This window comes from Streptomyces sp. NPDC102258 (assembly GCF_055584685.1).
In genome coordinates, this window is record NZ_JBVJLO010000002.1 from 279144 (window position 1) to 295114 (window position 15971).

Annotated in this window: 12 protein-coding genes; 3 read left to right on the forward strand and 9 right to left on the reverse strand. The window is 75.5% G+C overall.

Annotated elements, in window-relative coordinates:
- Positions 1-23 precede the first annotated feature (23 nt).
- Positions 24-1670 (forward strand): apolipoprotein N-acyltransferase, encoded by a 1647-nt coding sequence (lnt, locus tag ACZ6ZT_RS04445; RefSeq protein WP_469715424.1) that lies wholly within the window; start codon positions 24-26, stop codon positions 1668-1670.
- Between the two features lie 43 nt (positions 1671-1713).
- On the opposite strand, the gene ACZ6ZT_RS04450 is transcribed toward lnt, so the two are convergent.
- Positions 1714-2484, reverse strand: coding sequence for a trypsin-like serine peptidase (locus ACZ6ZT_RS04450; RefSeq protein WP_469715426.1), 771 nt, complete (start codon positions 2482-2484; stop codon positions 1714-1716).
- A 283-nt stretch (positions 2485-2767) separates the two neighbouring features.
- On the opposite strand from ACZ6ZT_RS04450, the gene ACZ6ZT_RS04455 reads away from it, so the two are divergent.
- Complete coding sequence (locus tag ACZ6ZT_RS04455) at positions 2768-4057, forward strand: ATP-binding protein (protein ID WP_469715428.1); 1290 nt, start codon at positions 2768-2770, stop codon at positions 4055-4057.
- Between the two features lie 282 nt (positions 4058-4339).
- Here ACZ6ZT_RS04455 and ACZ6ZT_RS04460 read toward each other — a convergent pair whose 3' ends face one another.
- The 5 genes from ACZ6ZT_RS04460 to ACZ6ZT_RS04480 form a co-directional block, all read right to left on the reverse strand.
- Positions 4340-4951 carry a hypothetical protein gene (locus tag ACZ6ZT_RS04460; protein ID WP_469715430.1) on the reverse strand — a complete coding sequence of 204 codons (612 nt, stop codon included), beginning with the start codon at positions 4949-4951 and terminating at the stop codon, positions 4340-4342.
- Positions 4948-6573: a serine/threonine-protein kinase gene (locus tag ACZ6ZT_RS04465; RefSeq protein WP_469715431.1), complete on the reverse strand. Its 1626-nt coding sequence runs from the start codon at positions 6571-6573 to the stop codon at positions 4948-4950. Before ACZ6ZT_RS04465 ends, ACZ6ZT_RS04460 begins: the two co-directional genes overlap by 4 nt.
- A 138-nt stretch (positions 6574-6711) precedes the next feature.
- Positions 6712-7968, reverse strand: a complete 1257-nt coding sequence (locus ACZ6ZT_RS04470) for a Tm-1-like ATP-binding domain-containing protein (RefSeq protein ID WP_469715432.1) — start codon at positions 7966-7968, stop codon at positions 6712-6714.
- Positions 7969-8016: 48 nt separating this feature from the next.
- Positions 8017-8514: an NUDIX hydrolase gene (locus ACZ6ZT_RS04475; RefSeq protein ID WP_469715434.1), complete on the reverse strand. Its 498-nt coding sequence runs from the start codon at positions 8512-8514 to the stop codon at positions 8017-8019.
- A gap of 30 nt (positions 8515-8544) precedes the next feature.
- Positions 8545-9591, reverse strand: coding sequence for a cation diffusion facilitator family transporter (locus tag ACZ6ZT_RS04480; protein ID WP_469715436.1), 1047 nt, complete (start codon positions 9589-9591; stop codon positions 8545-8547).
- A 197-nt stretch (positions 9592-9788) separates the two neighbouring features.
- Here ACZ6ZT_RS04480 and ACZ6ZT_RS04485 point away from each other — a divergent pair, with 197 nt between their 5' ends.
- Positions 9789-11867 carry a SpoIIE family protein phosphatase gene (locus ACZ6ZT_RS04485; RefSeq protein WP_469715437.1) on the forward strand — a complete coding sequence of 693 codons (2079 nt, stop codon included), beginning with the start codon at positions 9789-9791 and terminating at the stop codon, positions 11865-11867.
- 16 nt (positions 11868-11883) lie between these two features.
- Here ACZ6ZT_RS04485 and ACZ6ZT_RS04490 read toward each other — a convergent pair whose 3' ends face one another.
- The 3 genes from ACZ6ZT_RS04490 to modA all read right to left on the reverse strand — a co-directional run bounded on the left by ACZ6ZT_RS04490 (position 11884) and on the right by modA (position 15875).
- Entirely contained in the window at positions 11884-12762 is an 879-nt protein-coding gene (locus ACZ6ZT_RS04490; RefSeq protein ID WP_469715438.1) for a DUF4328 domain-containing protein, read from the reverse strand.
- Positions 12763-12971: 209 nt separating this feature from the next.
- Entirely contained in the window at positions 12972-14900 is a 1929-nt protein-coding gene (locus tag ACZ6ZT_RS04495) for an ABC transporter permease (RefSeq protein WP_469715440.1), read from the reverse strand.
- A 150-nt stretch (positions 14901-15050) separates the two neighbouring features.
- Positions 15051-15875, reverse strand: a complete 825-nt coding sequence (gene modA, locus ACZ6ZT_RS04500; protein WP_469715441.1) for a molybdate ABC transporter substrate-binding protein — start codon at positions 15873-15875, stop codon at positions 15051-15053.
- Positions 15876-15971 lie beyond the last annotated feature (96 nt).

The following is a 15971-nucleotide window of genomic DNA, read 5'->3' on the forward strand; positions in this document are numbered from 1 at the left end:
TGCGGGGCCGTACACTCCGCCAGATGAGCAGCAGTGTCACCCGCGCCGCCGAGAGCGAGCCGCCGCAGCCCGCCGGACCGTCCGAGACCCGTCCCGGCGCGGCCGGGGCCGCCCCGGAGCCCGGTGAGCGGACGCCGAGGACGCCGGCGGCGCGGATGGCCGCCCGGCTGGCGCGGCCCGCACTCGCCGTCGGCGCAGGAGTGCTGCTCTACGCCAGCTTCCCGCCCCGCTCCCTGTGGTGGCTGGCCCCCTTCGCGCTGGCCCTCCTCGCCGGCTGCCTGCGCGGCCGCCGCGCCCGCGCGGGCTTCGGCCTCGGCTTCCTCTTCGGCCTCGGCTACCTGCTGCCGCTGCTCGTCTGGACCAGCGAGGGCGTCGGCCCGGTGCCCTGGCTCGCCCTCGTCACCCTCGAAGCCCTCCTGATCGGCCTGACCTGCCTCGGCGTCGTCCTCGTCAGCCGCCTCCCCGGATGGCCGCTGTGGGCCGCCGCGGTCTGGATCGCGGGCGAGGCCCTGCGCGCCCGGGCCCCCTTCGGCGGCTTCTCCTGGGGCAAGCTCGCCTACGGGCAGGCCGAGGGCGTCTTCCTCCCGCTCGCCGCCCTCGGCGGCACCCCGCTGCTCTCCTTCGCCGTCGCCCTGTGCGGATTCGGGCTGTACGAGGCCGCCCGCATCGCCCGCGCCCACCCGGCCCGCACCACCGCCGCGCTGGCCGCCCTCGCCGTCGCCGCCCCCGTCGGCGCGGCGCTGGCCGCCCGGTCGCTGGTCTCCGACGCCGCCGAGGACGGGACCGCCGTCGCCGCCGTGATCCAGGGCAACGTGCCCCGCGCCGGCTTCGACTTCAACGCCCAGCGCCGCCAGGTCCTGGACAACCACGCGAACCGCACCCTCCAGCTCGCCGCCGACGTCAAGGCCGGCCGGGCCCCGCGGCCCGACTTCGTCGTATGGCCGGAGAACTCCTCCGACATCGACCCCTATACGCAGCCCGACGCCCACGCCGTCATCGACCGGGCCGTCAAGGCGATCGGCGTGCCCGTCGCGATCGGCTCCGTACTCGCCCCGGAGACCGGGCCGCTGCGCAACACGATGATCTTGTGGGACCCGGTGAAGGGCCCCGTCGACACCTACGACAAGCGCAAGATCCAGCCCTTCGGCGAGCGGATCCCGATGCGTTCCCTCGTCCGCCTCTTCAGCTCCGACGTGGACCGGGTCCAGCGCGACTTCGGCCCCGGCAAGGACCCCGGCGTCTTCGACATGGCGGGCAGCGGGGTCGGCATGGTCACCTGCTACGAGGCCGCCTTCGACGACGCCGTCCGCTCCACCGTCCAGGCCGGCGCCCAGGTCATCGCGGTCCCCAGCAACAACGCCACCTTCGGCCGGACCGAGATGACCTACCAGCAGCTCGCCATGGACCGGATCCGCGCGGTCGAGCACAGCCGCACCGTGCTCGTCCCCGTCACCAGCGGGGTCAGCGCCGTCATCCGCCCCGACGGCTCGGTCGTCTCCCGGACGGAGATGTTCACCGCCGACGCGCTGGTCGAGAAGATTCCGCTGCGCTCCACGCAGACCCCGGCCACCCGCTTCGGCCCGCTGCCGGAATACGCGCTGCTCCTGGTCGCCGCGGGCGGTCTGGGCGCGGTCCTGTTCCGTCGCCTCCGCGCCCGCCGGTCCGCATGACGGCCCCCGCCGACGGGGAGGCCGCGGCGGCCCCCGCCGCCGCTCAGCCGGCCGGGACCGCCGCCTCGCGGTAGAGCTCCAGGGCCTGGTCGCCCATCACCGCGCTGTACGAGACCTCCGGGACCGTGCCGCCGTCCTCGTAGCCGCCGAGGACCCCGGCCAGCGCGCCGTCGGCAAGCCACGGGCTGCCGCTGGTGCCGCCGCTGAGGTCGGGGCAGTCGATGCGGCGCTGTGTCGGCGAGAACAGGCTCGTGGCGTTGGCGCAGCGCAGCGGGGCGTCCAGGGTGCTGGGGTAGCCGAGGACGGTCACCGTCACGTCGTCGGGCTGCTCGGTGGCCACCGGGAACCCGCCGACGACGTCCTCTATCTCGACCCCGTCCACCGGGGCGAGCGTCGCGAAGGCGATGTCGTCGTCCGGGTCCTTCGCGTCCGTCCAGTCCGGGGCCACGTTCACCCCCGTCAGCCGCCACACCCCGTACGGGGCCTTGCCGTCCCGGTAGCCGGGCGCGAACACGGTGGTGTCCGGGTTGTCGAGGCAGTGCGCGGCCGTGGCGATCACGTCGCGGTCGGCGCTGTGGACCACGGCGGCGGTGCAGAAGTGCCCGCCGTCCAGGTCGCCCGCGAACAGCGCACCCACCCGGGCCACCGTCGCGTCGTCCTGGGCGGTGGCGGTGACGCCGAGCGGGGGCACGGCCGCGGCGTCGGGCATGTCCACGCTCACCAGGGCGGCCATCGCGGCCACGGCGAGCAGGATCCGGGACGCCCGCCGGGCGCGGGGGCGGCCGGCCTGTCGGAGGAGGATGCGTTGGATCATGCGTCGAGCCTGCCCAGCGAAACTGTGTCCGGAGCCCGGTAATCCGTATGAATCGGCTGTGAATCCCGCACAGGCCGCCGCCCGCCGCCCGCCGCCCGCCGCAGCCGCCCGCCGCCCGCCGCCCGGACCCGCTCGGCCCCGCCCCGGAGCCGGCCGCCCGCGCGCCGAGTCTATGGCCGCGGCGGTGGGTTTCCGGACCGGCTGTTGTGCACCGCGGAGCGTGATCGCCGGGGCCGTCCGCACCTAGCCTCGCCGCAGGAGCACGAACGAGGGGCGGTACCCGGTGAACTGGCTGATCCACGACTACCGCGAGAGCGATCTCGCAGCGGTGGTCCACCTCATTGACACCACGGCGGAACTCGGCCAGGAGTCGGTCTTCTCCCTCGCCGAGTGCATCGGCGCCCTCACCGACCGGCAGCCCTGCGTGGTCGCCGTCCACCAGGGCGTCCCGATCGGCGCGGCCCTCGCCAGTGTGACGGGGGAGCGGGCCTGGGTGATGCGCATCGCGATCGCCGCCGGATGGCGCGGCCGGGGCCTGGCCAGCGCCCTCCTCGTGGAACTGGAGCGGCGGCTGATCGCGGCCCGCGTCGGCCGGATCGCGTACGTCCTGCCCGAGGAGGACCTGCTCGGCGAGGGCCTCCTCAACGCCGGGTACACGCGCCAGCCCGCCGTCGCCTACTTCGAGAAGACCGAGCCGCTGCACGGCCCCGCCGCCGGTCTCCTCGACGACCTGGGCGGCCGGTTCCTCCCGAGCGACCTGTGGGACAAGGTCGCCGGCATGGAACACGAGAAGGACCTCATCGAGCGCCGCGTGGTCCTCCCGCTCGCCGAGCCGGAACGGGCCGCCGCGCACGGGGTGCGGCCGCCGCGCGCCATCACCCTCTTCGGGCCGCCCGGCACCGGCAAGACCACCTTCGCCCGGGCCATCGCCTCCCGGCTGGGCTGGCCGTTCGTGGAACTGCTGCCGTCCCGGCTCGCCGACGAGGGGAACCTGGCCGCCGCGCTGCGCGACGCCTTCGCCCGGATCGCCGAGCTGGAACGGGTGCTCGTCTTCATCGACGAGGTCGAGGAGATCGCCCCCGTACGCACCGAGCCCGCGCAGCCCGGCGGCATCCACGGGGTGACGAACGAGCTGCTCAAGCTGATACCGGGCTTCCGCGAGGGCGGTGAACGGCTGCTGGTCTGCGCGACCAACTCCATCCGCTCCCTGGACCCGGCCTTCCTGCGGCCCGGCCGCTTCGACTACCTGATCCCGATCGGCACCCCCGACGCCGGGGCGCGCTCCGCGATCTGGTCCCGGTACACGGCGGGCCGCTCCGACGTCGACGTGGCGGCGCTGGTGGCGGCGACCGAGCTGTTCACCCCGGCCGACATCGAGCACGCGGCGCGGATCGCGGCGCAGGTGTCCTTCGAACGGGACCTGGAGGCGGTGGGTGCGCGAGGCGCGGCGGCGGCGCAGCTCGGGGCGGGTACGGCGGACTACCTGGCGGCCGTCGCCCAGTGTCGGCCGACGGTGACCCCGGCGATGACGGGCGCGTTCCAGGCGGACATCAACGCCCACGCCCGCTTCTGAACCCCGTCCCCCGGTTGCGGCGGGGGACGGTCACGCGGAACGGCCCGCAGCCACTCCCCAAAGCGGCTGCGGGCCTCCCGCGCGGACTCGGCATCCGTGCGGGACGGCCACGTTCCGATAGGGGTGTCGCCGGCTGGAACGTGGCACGCAGGGGTGCCTGAGGGCGTCCTGCACGCCCTCGTCTACGTCCACGAGTCAACCAGCGGACCGGGCGCCGCCGCTTCGGCCGGACGGCCACGTCCGCCCCGGCCGAAAGGACGAGCCGCGGCCCGGTCCCCGCCGCTACGGCAGGCAGCGGTACGTGAACTCCGCCGCGCCGGACCGTACCTCCGGGGAGATCAGCTGGAGCTCGGCGCGCGCCGGGTAGCTGCCCGTCCCCCGGAAGGTCCACAGCAGGTACAGCGTGGCCTCCTCGCGCCCGCTCGGCACCCGCTCGGTCAGCTCGTCCGACCGCGTGCCGTCGCTGCGGACCCAGCGGTAGGCCAGGGTCCCGGGCCGCCCGTTCGTGTGTACGACGGCCACCACATCGGCGGCCGCGTCGCACCCGGGACCCGCCGGGTCGGTGGTGACCGCCACGTCCCGGACGACGACCGCCGGCCCGAACCGCTGCCAGCCCAGCCACGCCAGCACCAGCGCGAGCACCCCTGCCGCGAGGGCGTAGCGGCCCAGGCCCCCCGCCCGCCGCCGGGGCCGGACCGGGACGGGCGCCACCGGGAACGGGGCCGGGAGCGCCGCCGTGACCCCGGGCCCGAACCGCAGCACGGATCCCTCGACCCGGTCCGGGGCGGCGTCCTCGGGCGACGGCGGTCCGGTGAACCAGTGGCTGCCGAGGACGGTGGCGCTGTACCCGTCGTCACCGCCGGACGCGGGCGGCGGGGTGCGGGGCTCGCTCATCGCGGGACCTCCGGGCCCTGGTCCTGACAGCGCGCCAGCCGCTCCGAGGCGGCGGCCGCACCGGTCGCGGCGGCCGGCCCGGTGGTGACGCGGACGCCTCCGTAACAGCCGTGGCCGCGCGCGAAGGTGTGGGTGCGGACGACCGGGGAGGGCGACCCGGCCTGGACGACGACGGTCTCGGTGCCGTCGGGCACCGTGTAGGCCCCCTGCGCGGAGCCCAGGTACCAGGCCAGCACCACGGTGACCGGGCCGCTGCCCGTGGCGGTGACCGAGACGGTGGCCTCGCCCCGGTAGACCCCGGGCCTGAGGGAGACCTCCACGCCCGTCACCCGCAGGGTGGGGGTGGGCGTGGGCGTCGGGGACCAGGACACGGACGGCTTCCCCGTCGGGGCCGGCGAGGGGCTCGGGCCGGGCGGGTGGGAGGGTGTCGGCGACGGGGAGCCGGAAGGGCTCGGCGAGGCCGGGGCCGAGGGGCTCGGGGAAGCGCTGGGGGAGGCGGCGGCCGGGGCGGACGCCGAGGGCCCCGGCGCGGGCGGCACCGACCCCGGCGGGGCCGCGCTGGTGGTGGCGAACGCGCTGAGCGCCGAGGCGCCGGAAGGGGTGCCCCCGACGGCGTCCGTGGTCAGCACCAGCACCGCGCCCAGCACCAGGGCCAGCCCGGCCGCCAGCCACCCCGCGCGGCCCGGGGCCCAGCCGGCGCCCCGCCCGAGGGTGGTCGTCGCCACGGCCGTGGTGCCCGCCGGTGCCGCGCCCGCCGAGGGGAACAGCAGCGGCAGCAGCGCCGCCAGCGCGGCCAGCCCGCGCCGCCCGCGCTCCTCCCACCCGGGCCCGTACGCGGCCGCCGCCAGCGCCTCCAGCTCCGCCACGAAGGCCTCGGCGTTCTCCGGCCGCTGCTCGGGCCGCTTGGCCAGGCCCCGCCGGATCAGCGGCCGCACCGGCTCGGGGGCCTCGGTCTCCGGGACCGGCGCCTCGATGTGCTGGACGGCCAGCTCCCCGAAGTTCTCCCCGTCGTACGGCTTGCGCCCGGTCAGGCACTCGAAGAAGGTCGCGGTGGCCGCGTACACGTCGGCGGCCGGGGAGGCGGGCTCCCCCTGCCACTGCTCGGGCGCCATGTAGGCGGGAGTGCCCGCCACGCCGGGGGTGGTGCCGCGGCCCGCCGCGATCCCGAAGTCGACGAGCTTGGAGGAACCGTCCGGGGCGACCAGTACGTTCTCCGGCTTGTAGTCCCGGTGCACGACGCCCGCCCGGTGCGCCGCGGCCAGCCCGAGCAGGGAGCCCTTCAGCACCACCAGGGCCGCTTCCGGCTCCGCACGCCCCGACTCCCGCAGGAGCGCGCGCAGGGAGATCCCGTCGACCAGCTCCATCACGATCGCGGCGCCGCCCGGCGCCTCCACGTACTCGTACAGGCCCACCACGTACGGGGAACCGAGGCCGCCCAGCAGCCGCGCCTCCGCCCGGAACTCCCGCACGAAGGCCGGGTCCCGGCGCAGCCGTTCGGACAGGTACTTCACCGCGACCGCCGTGCCGGTGGCCGCGTGCACCGCGAGCACGACCCGGCCGCTGCCGCCCGCGCCGAGCTCCCGCACCTCGCGGTAGCCGGGCACCGTCCAGCCGTTCCCCATCGTCCGCCCCCGTCCGTGGCGTCACCGGCCCCCGAAGCGGCCGCCGGTCGTCCCCCGACCGGCCACTTCCGAGGACACGTTCGCGCCACGGCCGGTTCCCCACCCGCCGGGTGTCCGGTACACGGGTTCCGGCCGGGGTCAGGCCGCCGCGGAAACCGCCCCGATCATGGCGTGCAGCCGGTCGGCCGCCGCCCGTCCGAAGGCCGGGTCGTTGATGTGGGTGTCGTAGTCGTAGAGGCGGGCGGCGCTGCCGCGCAGCCCCTCGCGCAGCGCCGTGAACAGCGCCCGGTCCGCGCCGGGGTCGTGGTACGGGCCCCCCGGCGCGCCGAGCGTGGACAGTCCCCGCAGGGGCAGGCACACCGCCGTCGGGCCGGTGGCCGCGCGGAGCTTCGCGGCGACCCGGCGGCCGAGTTCCGCGCATTCGCTCTCCGTCGTACGGATCACCGTGATCGACGGGTTGTGGATGCGGACCCGGCGGTAGCGGGCCCGTTCGGGCAGGCTCTCCAGCGGCCCGAACTTGACCATGTCCAGCGCCCCCAGGCTCACCACCTGCGGTATCCCGGCCCGCCCGGCCGCGCTGAGCCGGTCGGGACCGGCCGTGAGGATGCCGCCGCACAGGTCGTCGGCGACCTCGCTGAGGGTCAGGTCCAGCACCCCCGCGAAGATCCCCTGCCCGGCCAGGGTCTCCAGGGTGCGCCCGCCGGTGCCGCTGGAGTGGAAGACCAGGACCTCGTAGCCGAGTGCGGTCAGCCGCTCCCGGGCCGCGTCCACGCCGATGGTGGTCACGCCCGCCATGCTCGCCGCGACCAGCGGCCGGGGGCCCGCCCCCAGCCGGGCCGGGCGGCGCAGTTCCAGGGAGGCGCGCTGGAACGCCTTGGCCATTGCGGCGACGGCTTCCACGGCGTTCGCCAGGACCGGGGCCGAGACGCTGTTGATCCCGGCGATGTCCACGACGCTGTACATCATCGTGATGTCCGCCGATCCGACGTACGGGGCCACGTCCCCGGACGCCATCGAGGAGACCATCACCTTCGGCACGCCGAGCGGCAGCGCCCGCATGGCCCGGGTCGCGATCGAGGTGCCCCCGCTGCCCCCGATCGCGAGCACCCCGTGCAGCCGGCCCTCGGCGTGCAGCCGCAAGAGGGTCGCCTCGGCGCCCCGGGCCATCGTCGTCACGGCCGCGCCCCGGTCGGCGGCCGCCCGTAACCGCTCCAGTTCCGTGCCCGCCGCCCGCGCCACCGCCGCGCGCGGGACGTCGGCGGTCCCACGGGGCTCTCCCATGATCCCCGTATCGACCAGTACCACCTCGACGCCGGCGCGCAGCAGCCTCTCGCGCAGCCAGCCGTACTCGACACCCTTGGTGTCCAGGGTTCCCACCAGCACGACGCTCGTCATATGTGCAATGTCCATGCAGGTGGGGTTTGTTGGCAAGTAAAGGTCGGGTCAACCCTCCAGCAGCCCCAACAGCCGCTCCAGGAACGGGATTTGGCCCGGAATCAGCTTGGTTCGGGCCAGCGGTGGTGCGAACCAGGCCACCCGGTCCAGCTCCGGGAACTCCTGTTCGCGCCCCGAGTGCGGGGGCCACTCCATCGTGAACGTCCCGGGCACCACCAGGGCCGGATCGAGGTCCGCCTCCACCGCCCAGACGGTCACCAGCTTCCCGCTGGTCAGCCGCACCTCGCCCAGCGGCAGGTACGCGCCCTCCGGCGGCGGCAGCCCGAGCTCCTCCGTGAACTCCCGGCGGGCGGCGTCCCGGGGTGTCTCGTCCGGTCCGTACTCGCCCTTGGGGATCGCCCAGCCGCCCGCGTCCTTGCGCGCCCACAGGGGGCCGCCCATGTGCCCGAGCAGCACCTCGACCTCGCCGCCCGGGCCGGGCGCGCCGCCGGTGCGGCGGAACAGCAGCAGGCCGGCGCTGCGTTTGTGCCTCTTCGGCTCCGTCATGGGTCCATGTATGCCCCGCCGGCCCGGCGCTCAGTGCGGGTGCGGGCCCTCCCGGTGGACCGGCCCGTGGGAGTCCGCGCAGTGCGCGTCCCCCGCGTCCGGCTCCTCGCCCGCCCGGCCCACCCACAGCAGGCCCTCCTGCCGGTGGTCCACCTGAAGGGTGGTGTGGGTGATCCCGTACTCCTTCGCCAGCAGCGCCTCCAGGTCCCGGCGCACCGCGTGGCAGTCGCCCGCCGGCTCCACCAGCACGTGCGCCGACAGGGCCGCCTGCCCCGAGGTGATCGTCCAGATGTGCAGGTCGTGCACCTCGGTCACCGGCGGCTGCCCGACCAGCCGGTCACCGACGGCGTCCGGGTCCAGGTGCGCCGGGGCCGCCTCCAGGAAGATCCGGCCCGATTCGCGCACCAGCCCGTAGCCCGCCTTCACCATCAGGACCACCACCACCAGCGTGGCGATCGCGTCGGCCCGCGCGAAACCGGTGGTCAGCACGATCAGACCGGCGACCGCCGTCCCGATGAAGGCGAACAGGTCGTTCAGGATGTGCTGGTAGGCGCCCTCCACGGCCAGCGAGGACCGGTTCGCCCGCGAGATGCACCAGGCCGCCGCCACGTTCACCACGATCCCGGCCAGCGCCGTCACCAGCACCAGCCCGCCCTCGACGTCGGGCGGATCGATCAGCCGCCGCACCGCCTCGTACGCCAGCCAGACCGCCAGCAGCAGCAGGGTGAGCCCGTTGGCCTGGGCGGAGAGGATCTCGGCGCGCTTGAGGCCGTACGTGAACCCGCCGCGCGCCGGCCGGGCCGCCAGCCGCATCGCGATCAGCGCGAGGACGATCGAGACGGCGTCGGTCAGCATGTGCGCGGCGTCGGAGATCAGGGCCAGCGACTGGGCGAGGACGCCGATGACCACCTCGACGGCCATGAAACCGCCGATCAGCGCGAGGGCGATGCCAAGCCAGCGGCGGTCGGCGTCCGGGTCGACACCGTGGCTGTGCCCGGTGTGGCCGTGGGCCCCGTGGCCGTGACCCGCGGGGCCCTCCTCGTGCACGTGTGCGTCCGCCTGGTCGTGCCCGGTCATGGCATCCCCCGTTTGTTCGGTTCCGACGCGTGAAGTGAAGCGCACCGCGCCGCGATCGGCAAAGGCTGCAACGGGGACCGTTGTCATTCCCCTTAAGACCCCTCTGACCTGCGGTGATGCTGCCCGCGCCGATCCGGGCGGAGCCGGCCGGGCGCCACCGCGCGCCGGACGCCGGGCAACGGTGAGACCCTGGCTGCATGGACCACCGGGGACACACCCCCGATGTCGACTGGCCCGCGCGGCCCGACCTGAGCCTCGCGCTCAACCGCATGGGCACCTTCGACTGGGATCTCGACAGCGAGCGGATGCACCTGGACGCCACCGCGCTCGACGTGCTCGACCTGCGCCCCGAGGAGTTCGACGGCACGTACGAAGGGCTGCTCGCCCGGGTGCTGCCGAGCGAGCGGCCCCGGCTGGAACGGCGCGTCCAACGGGCCTTCAAGGACGGCCGCAGCCACTACGGGGCCTACTTCCGCAGCGTCCGCCGCGACGGCGGCACCGCCTGGACCCACGTGCAGGGGAGCATCGTGCGGGACCCGGAGGGCGGCCGCCCGTACCGGGTCATCGGCATCCTCCGCGACGCCGCCGAGGACCCGAGCGAGCCGGGCGCCACCGGGGAACGGGACGAGGGCCGCCGCCGGATGACCGGGGTCGTCGAGCGGACCACCGCGATCCTCGCCCACGCCCGCACCGTCCACGACGTGACCGACGTCCTCAAGGACCCCGAGGCCCTCGGCCACCTCGGCGCGGTCAGCGTCATGCTCGGCGTGGTCGACGGCGCCCGCATCCACCTGGTGGCGGAAGGGCAGCTGGGCTCGTACGTGCCCGAGATCGAGTACACGCGGATCGACGCGCGGTTCCCGATGAGCGAGGCCGTACGCGGCCTGCAGCCGGTGTTCATCACCTCGCGCGAGCGCTTCCGGCAGCGCTACCCGGAGCTGTGGCCCTACATCGAGCCGCTCGACGTACGCAGCGGCGTGTACCTGCCGCTGATCGCCCAGGGCCGGCCCGTCGGCGCCCTCGGCCTGCTGTACACCCGGGAGGGCGACTTCACGGACGAGGAGCGCAACCTCCTCGTCGCCCTGGGCAGCGGCATCGCGCAGAGCCTCCAGCGGGCGATCCTCTTCGAGCAGGAGCACGACCTCGCCGAGGGCCTCCAGCGGGCCATGCTGCCGCGCCGGATCCCGGAGGTGCCCGGCGCCAGGATCGCCGTACGGTACCGGGCGGCCCGGATGGGCCGGGACATCGGCGGCGACTGGTACGACGTCATCCCCCTCGCCGAAGGCAGGGTCGGGGTGATGATCGGGGACGTCCAGGGACACGACACGGACGCGGCGGCCGTCATGGGCCAGCTGCGGATCGTCCTGCGCGCCTACGTCCTGGAGGGCCACACGCCCGGCACGGTGATGGCCCGGGCCTCCGCCTTCCTGCGCGACCTGGCCACCGAACGCTTCGCCACCTGCACCTACGCCGAGGTGGACCTGACCACCGGGGCGCTGCACCTGGTCCGGGCCGGACACCTCGACCCCGTCGTACGGCGCGGCGACGGCAGCTGCCACCGCCTCCAGGTGGCGGGCGGCCTCCCGCTCGGACTGCCCGCCCGCGAACATGCGGGGACCGGCTCCGGCTATCCCGTCACCAGCCTGGAACTGCACCCCGGGGACACGCTGCTGCTCTGCACGGACGGCCTCATCGAACGGCCGGGCGGGGACGGGGAGAGCGGTATGCGGGAACTCCTGGACGCCGCCCGCGCGGGCCCGGCCGACGTCGAGGAACTCGCCGACGTGCTGTGCGGCCTCGTCGGGGACGCGGGCGGCGGGGACGACATGGCCCTGCTCGTGCTGCGCCGCCGCGGCGCCCCCGCCCCGCGCGGCGGCGGCCCGCTCAGCCAGCGCCTCACGCCCGGGGACCGCGACGGCCCGGCCACGGCCCGGCACCTGATCCGGGCGGCGGTGGCGGCCTGGGGCGCCCGGGAGCGGGCCGACGAGATCGAGCTGGCGGCGGACGAGCTGATGGCCAACGCGCTCGTGCACACCGACGGCGGCGGCACGCTGAACCTGCGGCTGACCGCGGAGGGCCGCATCCGGGTCGAGGTCGAGGACCTGAGCAGCGCCCTGCCGCGCCCCCGCGAGGCCGACGACTGGGCGGTGTCGGGCCGCGGCCTGCTGCTGGTGGACCGGCTCGCGGACGGCTGGGGCGTGGAGCCCCGGGGCGGCGGGAAGTCGGTGTGGTGCGAGTTCACCGTCCCGCCGCGGGAAGCGCCCGGACGGAGCTGAACCCGTCCGCGCCGGGTCAGACGGCGGCGTACGGTCCCTGGGCCGCCTTGACGCTCTGCAGGGCGGTCAGCTTCAGCACGAAGACGATGGCCAGCACGCCCGCCGCGACCGTCGTCAGGCCGGCGAACGCGGAGAGGGCGGACACGGTGCTCAGCGCCTCCGGCGTCTCGGCCCGCCGGCCCAGGGCGGTGCCGACCGTGTCGAGCACCCCCGAGAGCACCCAGAGCGTCCACCAGGAGGTCAGCGGGAGCGTCGAGTACCGCCGGAACGAGCCGTCGGGGCCGAGCTGGACGCTCGCCGCCCAGGTCTGGGAGGCGACCCGGTAGGGGAGGAAGAGGTGGCCGACCGGAATGAACCAGGCACCGATGGCCCAGCCGCTCGACTGCGTGAACGCACCGGGGTTGAGGATCCCGCCGTTGACCCGCACCCGGTGGAACCAGATGACGAAGAGGACCGCCGTGGCGAGCAGCACCAGGCTCGCGAACCCGCCGGCGAGGGCGGTCAGCGTGTCGGCGCCCTCCAGGGTGCTCTGCTCCACCTTGAGGGGGTCGGCCCGCACGTCCTGCATCAGCGACCACGTGTACAGGTCGGCCGCGGCTCCCAGCAGGGCGGCCAGGGCCGCCACGCCGAGCAGCACCGACACGGCGACCGCGAGCCCCCGCGGGGAGCGCGGCCCCGCGGCGGCCGGCGGCGGTACGGGGTACCCGTAGGGCGCGGCCGGGTACGCGGGCTGCGGCGCGGCCCCGTACGGAGCGGTCCCGTACGGCGCGGCCACATGCGGCGCGGCCTCGTACGGCGGTGTTCCGTACGGCGGTGTTCCGTACGGCGGCGGACCGGCGGACGGCGGTCCGGACGGAGGCGGCGGGGGCGGTGAGCCGGGCGCGCTGAAGGACATGACGGAGGACCCCCCACGGGTACGGACGGAACGGCGGCGGAACGGGCCCCCACGACGGGCGGCCCGGGCAGGACCGAACATATGCCAGCCGACGTCCCCCGTCCAAAGGGATACGCCCGCGTTCCCGCAGGCAGGAGGCGACTTCGGCCGGGCCGGATGGGGTACCTCGCCCGAGCCGGGACCCCGCACCCCGGGGCGGACGACCGGCCCTAGAGGCGTACCAGGGTGACTTCGGTGGCCTTCACGCTCGCCCAGACCGCGACCCCGTCGGCCAGGCCCAGTTCGGCGGCCGCCTGTGGGGTGATCTCCGCGACCAGGTCGGGGACTTCGGGCGAGCCGATGAGGACGCGCAGCCTGCTGCCGGCCGGGGTGATCTCCCGTACGGTGCCGGGCCAGACGTTGCGCGGACTGCCGGCCGGGCGCTCCCGGTGGACCGAGACCGCCTCCGGGGCGATGATGGCCAGCGCCGGTACCCCCTCGGGCAGGACCTCCGCCACCACCAGCCGGCCGCCCGTCGCGAGCGCGAGCCCGTCGGCGGACGCGGCGCCGTGCCAGGCGTTGCGGCCGAGCATCCGGGCCACCCACGGGGACCTCGGATGCCGGGTCACCTCGGCCGGAGCCGCGTCCTGGAGCGTGCGGCCGTCGGCGAGTACGAGGACCCGGTCGGCCAGCGACACCGCCTCGACGGGGTCGTGGGTGACGATCAGGCAGACCCCGCCGAAGTCCGCGAGGTGCGTGCGCAGGGTGTGCCGTACGCGGGCCCGGGTGGACTGGTCGAGGGCGGCGAGGGGCTCGTCGAGGAGCAGCAGCCGGGGCCGGGCGGCCAGCGCCCGGGCGAGGGCGACCCGTTGGGCCTGTCCGCCGGAGAGCTGGGCCGGCTTGCGGTGGGCCAGGTGGCCGACGCCGAGCCGGTCCAGCCAGGCCCGCGCCTCCCGGCGGGCGGTGGCGCGCCCGACGCCCCGCGCGCGCAACCCGTACGCGGTGTTGGCGAGGGCCGTCAGGTGCGGGAACAGCGCGCCGTCCTGCGGGACCCAGGCGACGTGGCGCTGGTGCGGCGGCAGCCGCGTGACGTCGAGCCCGCCCAGCGTCAGCTCGGCGTGCGCGCGGGGGGTCAGGCCGAGCAGGGCCCGCAGCAGGGTGGTCTTGCCCGCCCCGTTCTCCCCGACCACGGCGATGGTGGTGCCGGGCTCGGCGGCGAGGGTGAGCTCGTTGAAGCCGGTCACCTCGGCGTGCAGGGGCCAGCGGCCGTCGGCGGCCGGGGCGGCGACTTCGCCGTCCGGCACCGGGGGGAGCGCGGGCCCCTCCTCCACCTCGGCGGGCTGCGGGGCACCGGCGTCCCGGGCGGCGGGCGGGGTCCCGGTCCAGCGGCCGCGCAGGGCGACGAGCACGCCCATGGCGATGGCGAGCAGCAGCAGCGAGACCGAGGTGGCGGCCTCCGGCTTGTCCTGGAGCAGCAGGTACACCTGGAGGGGCAGGGTCTGGGTGGTGCCGGGCAGGTTGCCCGCGAAGGTGATGGTGGCGCCGAACTCGCCCAGCGCGCGGGCCCAGGTGAGGGCCGCGCCGGCGACCAGGCCCGGAGCGACCATGGGCAGCGTCACCGTGGCGAACACCCGGACCGGCGAGGCGCCGAGGGAGGCCGCGGTCTCCTCGTAACTCTGCTTGAGCCCGCCGAGCGCGCCCTCCAGGCTGATCACGAGGAAGGGCATCGCCACGAACGTGGCCGCCACCACGGCGCCGGAGGTGTGGAAGGGGAGGGTGATGCCGAACGTGCCCTCCAGCCAGGGGCCGAGCAGTCCGCGCCGCCCGAACCCCAGCAGCAGCGCCACACCGCCGACGGTCGGCGGGAGCACCATCGGCAGCAACACCAGGGAGCGCACCAGGGACTTGCCCCGGAACTCGACCCGGGCCAGCAGCCAAGCCAGCGGCACCCCGAGCAGCAGGGAGAGGCCGAGCGCCCAGAGGGAGACCAGCAGCGACAGCTTGAGGGCCCGCACCACGTCGGGGCTGGTGAGGTGGCCGGCCAGATCGCCCCACTCGGTCCGGGTGAGGATCCCGGCCAGCGGCAGCAGCAGGAACGCGACGGCGAGCAGCGCGGGAAGGGCGAGCGTCAGGGGCGGGCGGGTGCGGGGTCTGCTCATGGGGGCGGTTCCTGATCGGGGCGGCGCGGCGGTATGGGGAGGGCGGCGGGCGCGGAGGAAGCGGAGGTGCGGCGGGCGCCGGAGCGCGGCGACGCGACGAAGGGGCCGCCCGTCCCCCCGGACGCGGGCGGCCCCCCGGTGCCGGAGCCGTTACGCCTTCTGGAAACCGGCGTCCTGGAGGATCTTCTGCGCCTCCGGGCCGCTCAGCCACGCCACGAACGCGGCGGCGGCCTCGGCGTTCTTGGACTGCTTGAGCGTGGCGGCCGGGTAGGAGGCCACGGCGTTCTGGTCGTCCGGGATGTCGACGTTGACCACCTTGTCGCCGGACTTGGCGGAGTCCGTCTTGTAGACGAGACCCGCGTCGGCCTCGCCCAGCTCGACCTTGGACAGTACCGCGCGGACGTTCGGCTCCTGCGAGACCGGCTTCACCTCGATCTTCTGGGCGTCCAGGATCTGCTTGCTGTAGCGGCCGACGGGGACCTCGGGCGCGGCGAGGACGACCTTGAGCCGGGTGTCGGCCAGGTCCTTCAGCTCGTCGATCTTGAACGGGTTGCCCTTGCCGGCCGCGATGACCAGGCGGTTCTTCGCGATGACCGTGGCGTCGTTCGTCTCGGCCTTGAGGCCGTCCATGGTCTTGGTGTCGGCGGTGACCAGCGCGTCGGCCGGGGCGCCCTGCTTGACCTGCGCGGCGAGCTCCTGCGAACCGGCGAAGGAGAAGGTGACCTTGGTGCCCGGGTGGGACTTCTGGTAGGCCTCGCCGGCGGTCTTGAAGACGTCGGTGAGGGAGGAGGCGGCGAGGACGGTGAGGTTCGCGGCCTTGGCCTTGGCCTCGGGCGAGGCGGGGGCGGAGGCGGACGGCGCGCTCGCGGCGTCGTCCTTCTTCGCGTCGCCGTCACCGCCACAGGCGGACAGCGGGACGAGCAGGGCGGCGGTGAGTACGGCGGCTGCGGTGCGGCGGTTCAGTCGTGCGGACACGGCGCGGGCTCCTCGGTCGGGTCGGCGGTCCGGCCGGTGCCGGGACCGCGTGGTGGTGACCCGCGCCGGTGACGGGCGGAGCGGGTGGGAACGGGC

Bases quoted from the DNA above. Each gene is read 5' to 3' on its own strand.
- lnt (WP_469715424.1), top strand. From the start codon at position 24: ATGAGCAGCAGTGTCACCCGCGCCGCCGAGAGCGAGCCGCCGCAGCCC.
- ACZ6ZT_RS04450 (WP_469715426.1), bottom strand. From the start codon at position 2,484: ATGATCCAACGCATCCTCCTCCGACAGGCCGGCCGCCCCCGCGCCCGG.
- ACZ6ZT_RS04460 (WP_469715430.1), bottom strand. From the start codon at position 4,951: ATGAGCGAGCCCCGCACCCCGCCGCCCGCGTCCGGCGGTGACGACGGG.
- ACZ6ZT_RS04465 (WP_469715431.1), bottom strand. From the start codon at position 6,573: ATGGGGAACGGCTGGACGGTGCCCGGCTACCGCGAGGTGCGGGAGCTC.
- ACZ6ZT_RS04470 (WP_469715432.1), bottom strand. From the start codon at position 7,968: ATGACGAGCGTCGTGCTGGTGGGAACCCTGGACACCAAGGGTGTCGAG.
- ACZ6ZT_RS04475 (WP_469715434.1), bottom strand. From the start codon at position 8,514: ATGACGGAGCCGAAGAGGCACAAACGCAGCGCCGGCCTGCTGCTGTTC.
- ACZ6ZT_RS04480 (WP_469715436.1), bottom strand. From the start codon at position 9,591: ATGACCGGGCACGACCAGGCGGACGCACACGTGCACGAGGAGGGCCCC.
- ACZ6ZT_RS04485 (WP_469715437.1), top strand. From the start codon at position 9,789: ATGGACCACCGGGGACACACCCCCGATGTCGACTGGCCCGCGCGGCCC.
- ACZ6ZT_RS04490 (WP_469715438.1), bottom strand. From the start codon at position 12,762: ATGTCCTTCAGCGCGCCCGGCTCACCGCCCCCGCCGCCTCCGTCCGGA.
- ACZ6ZT_RS04495 (WP_469715440.1), bottom strand. From the start codon at position 14,900: ATGAGCAGACCCCGCACCCGCCCGCCCCTGACGCTCGCCCTTCCCGCG.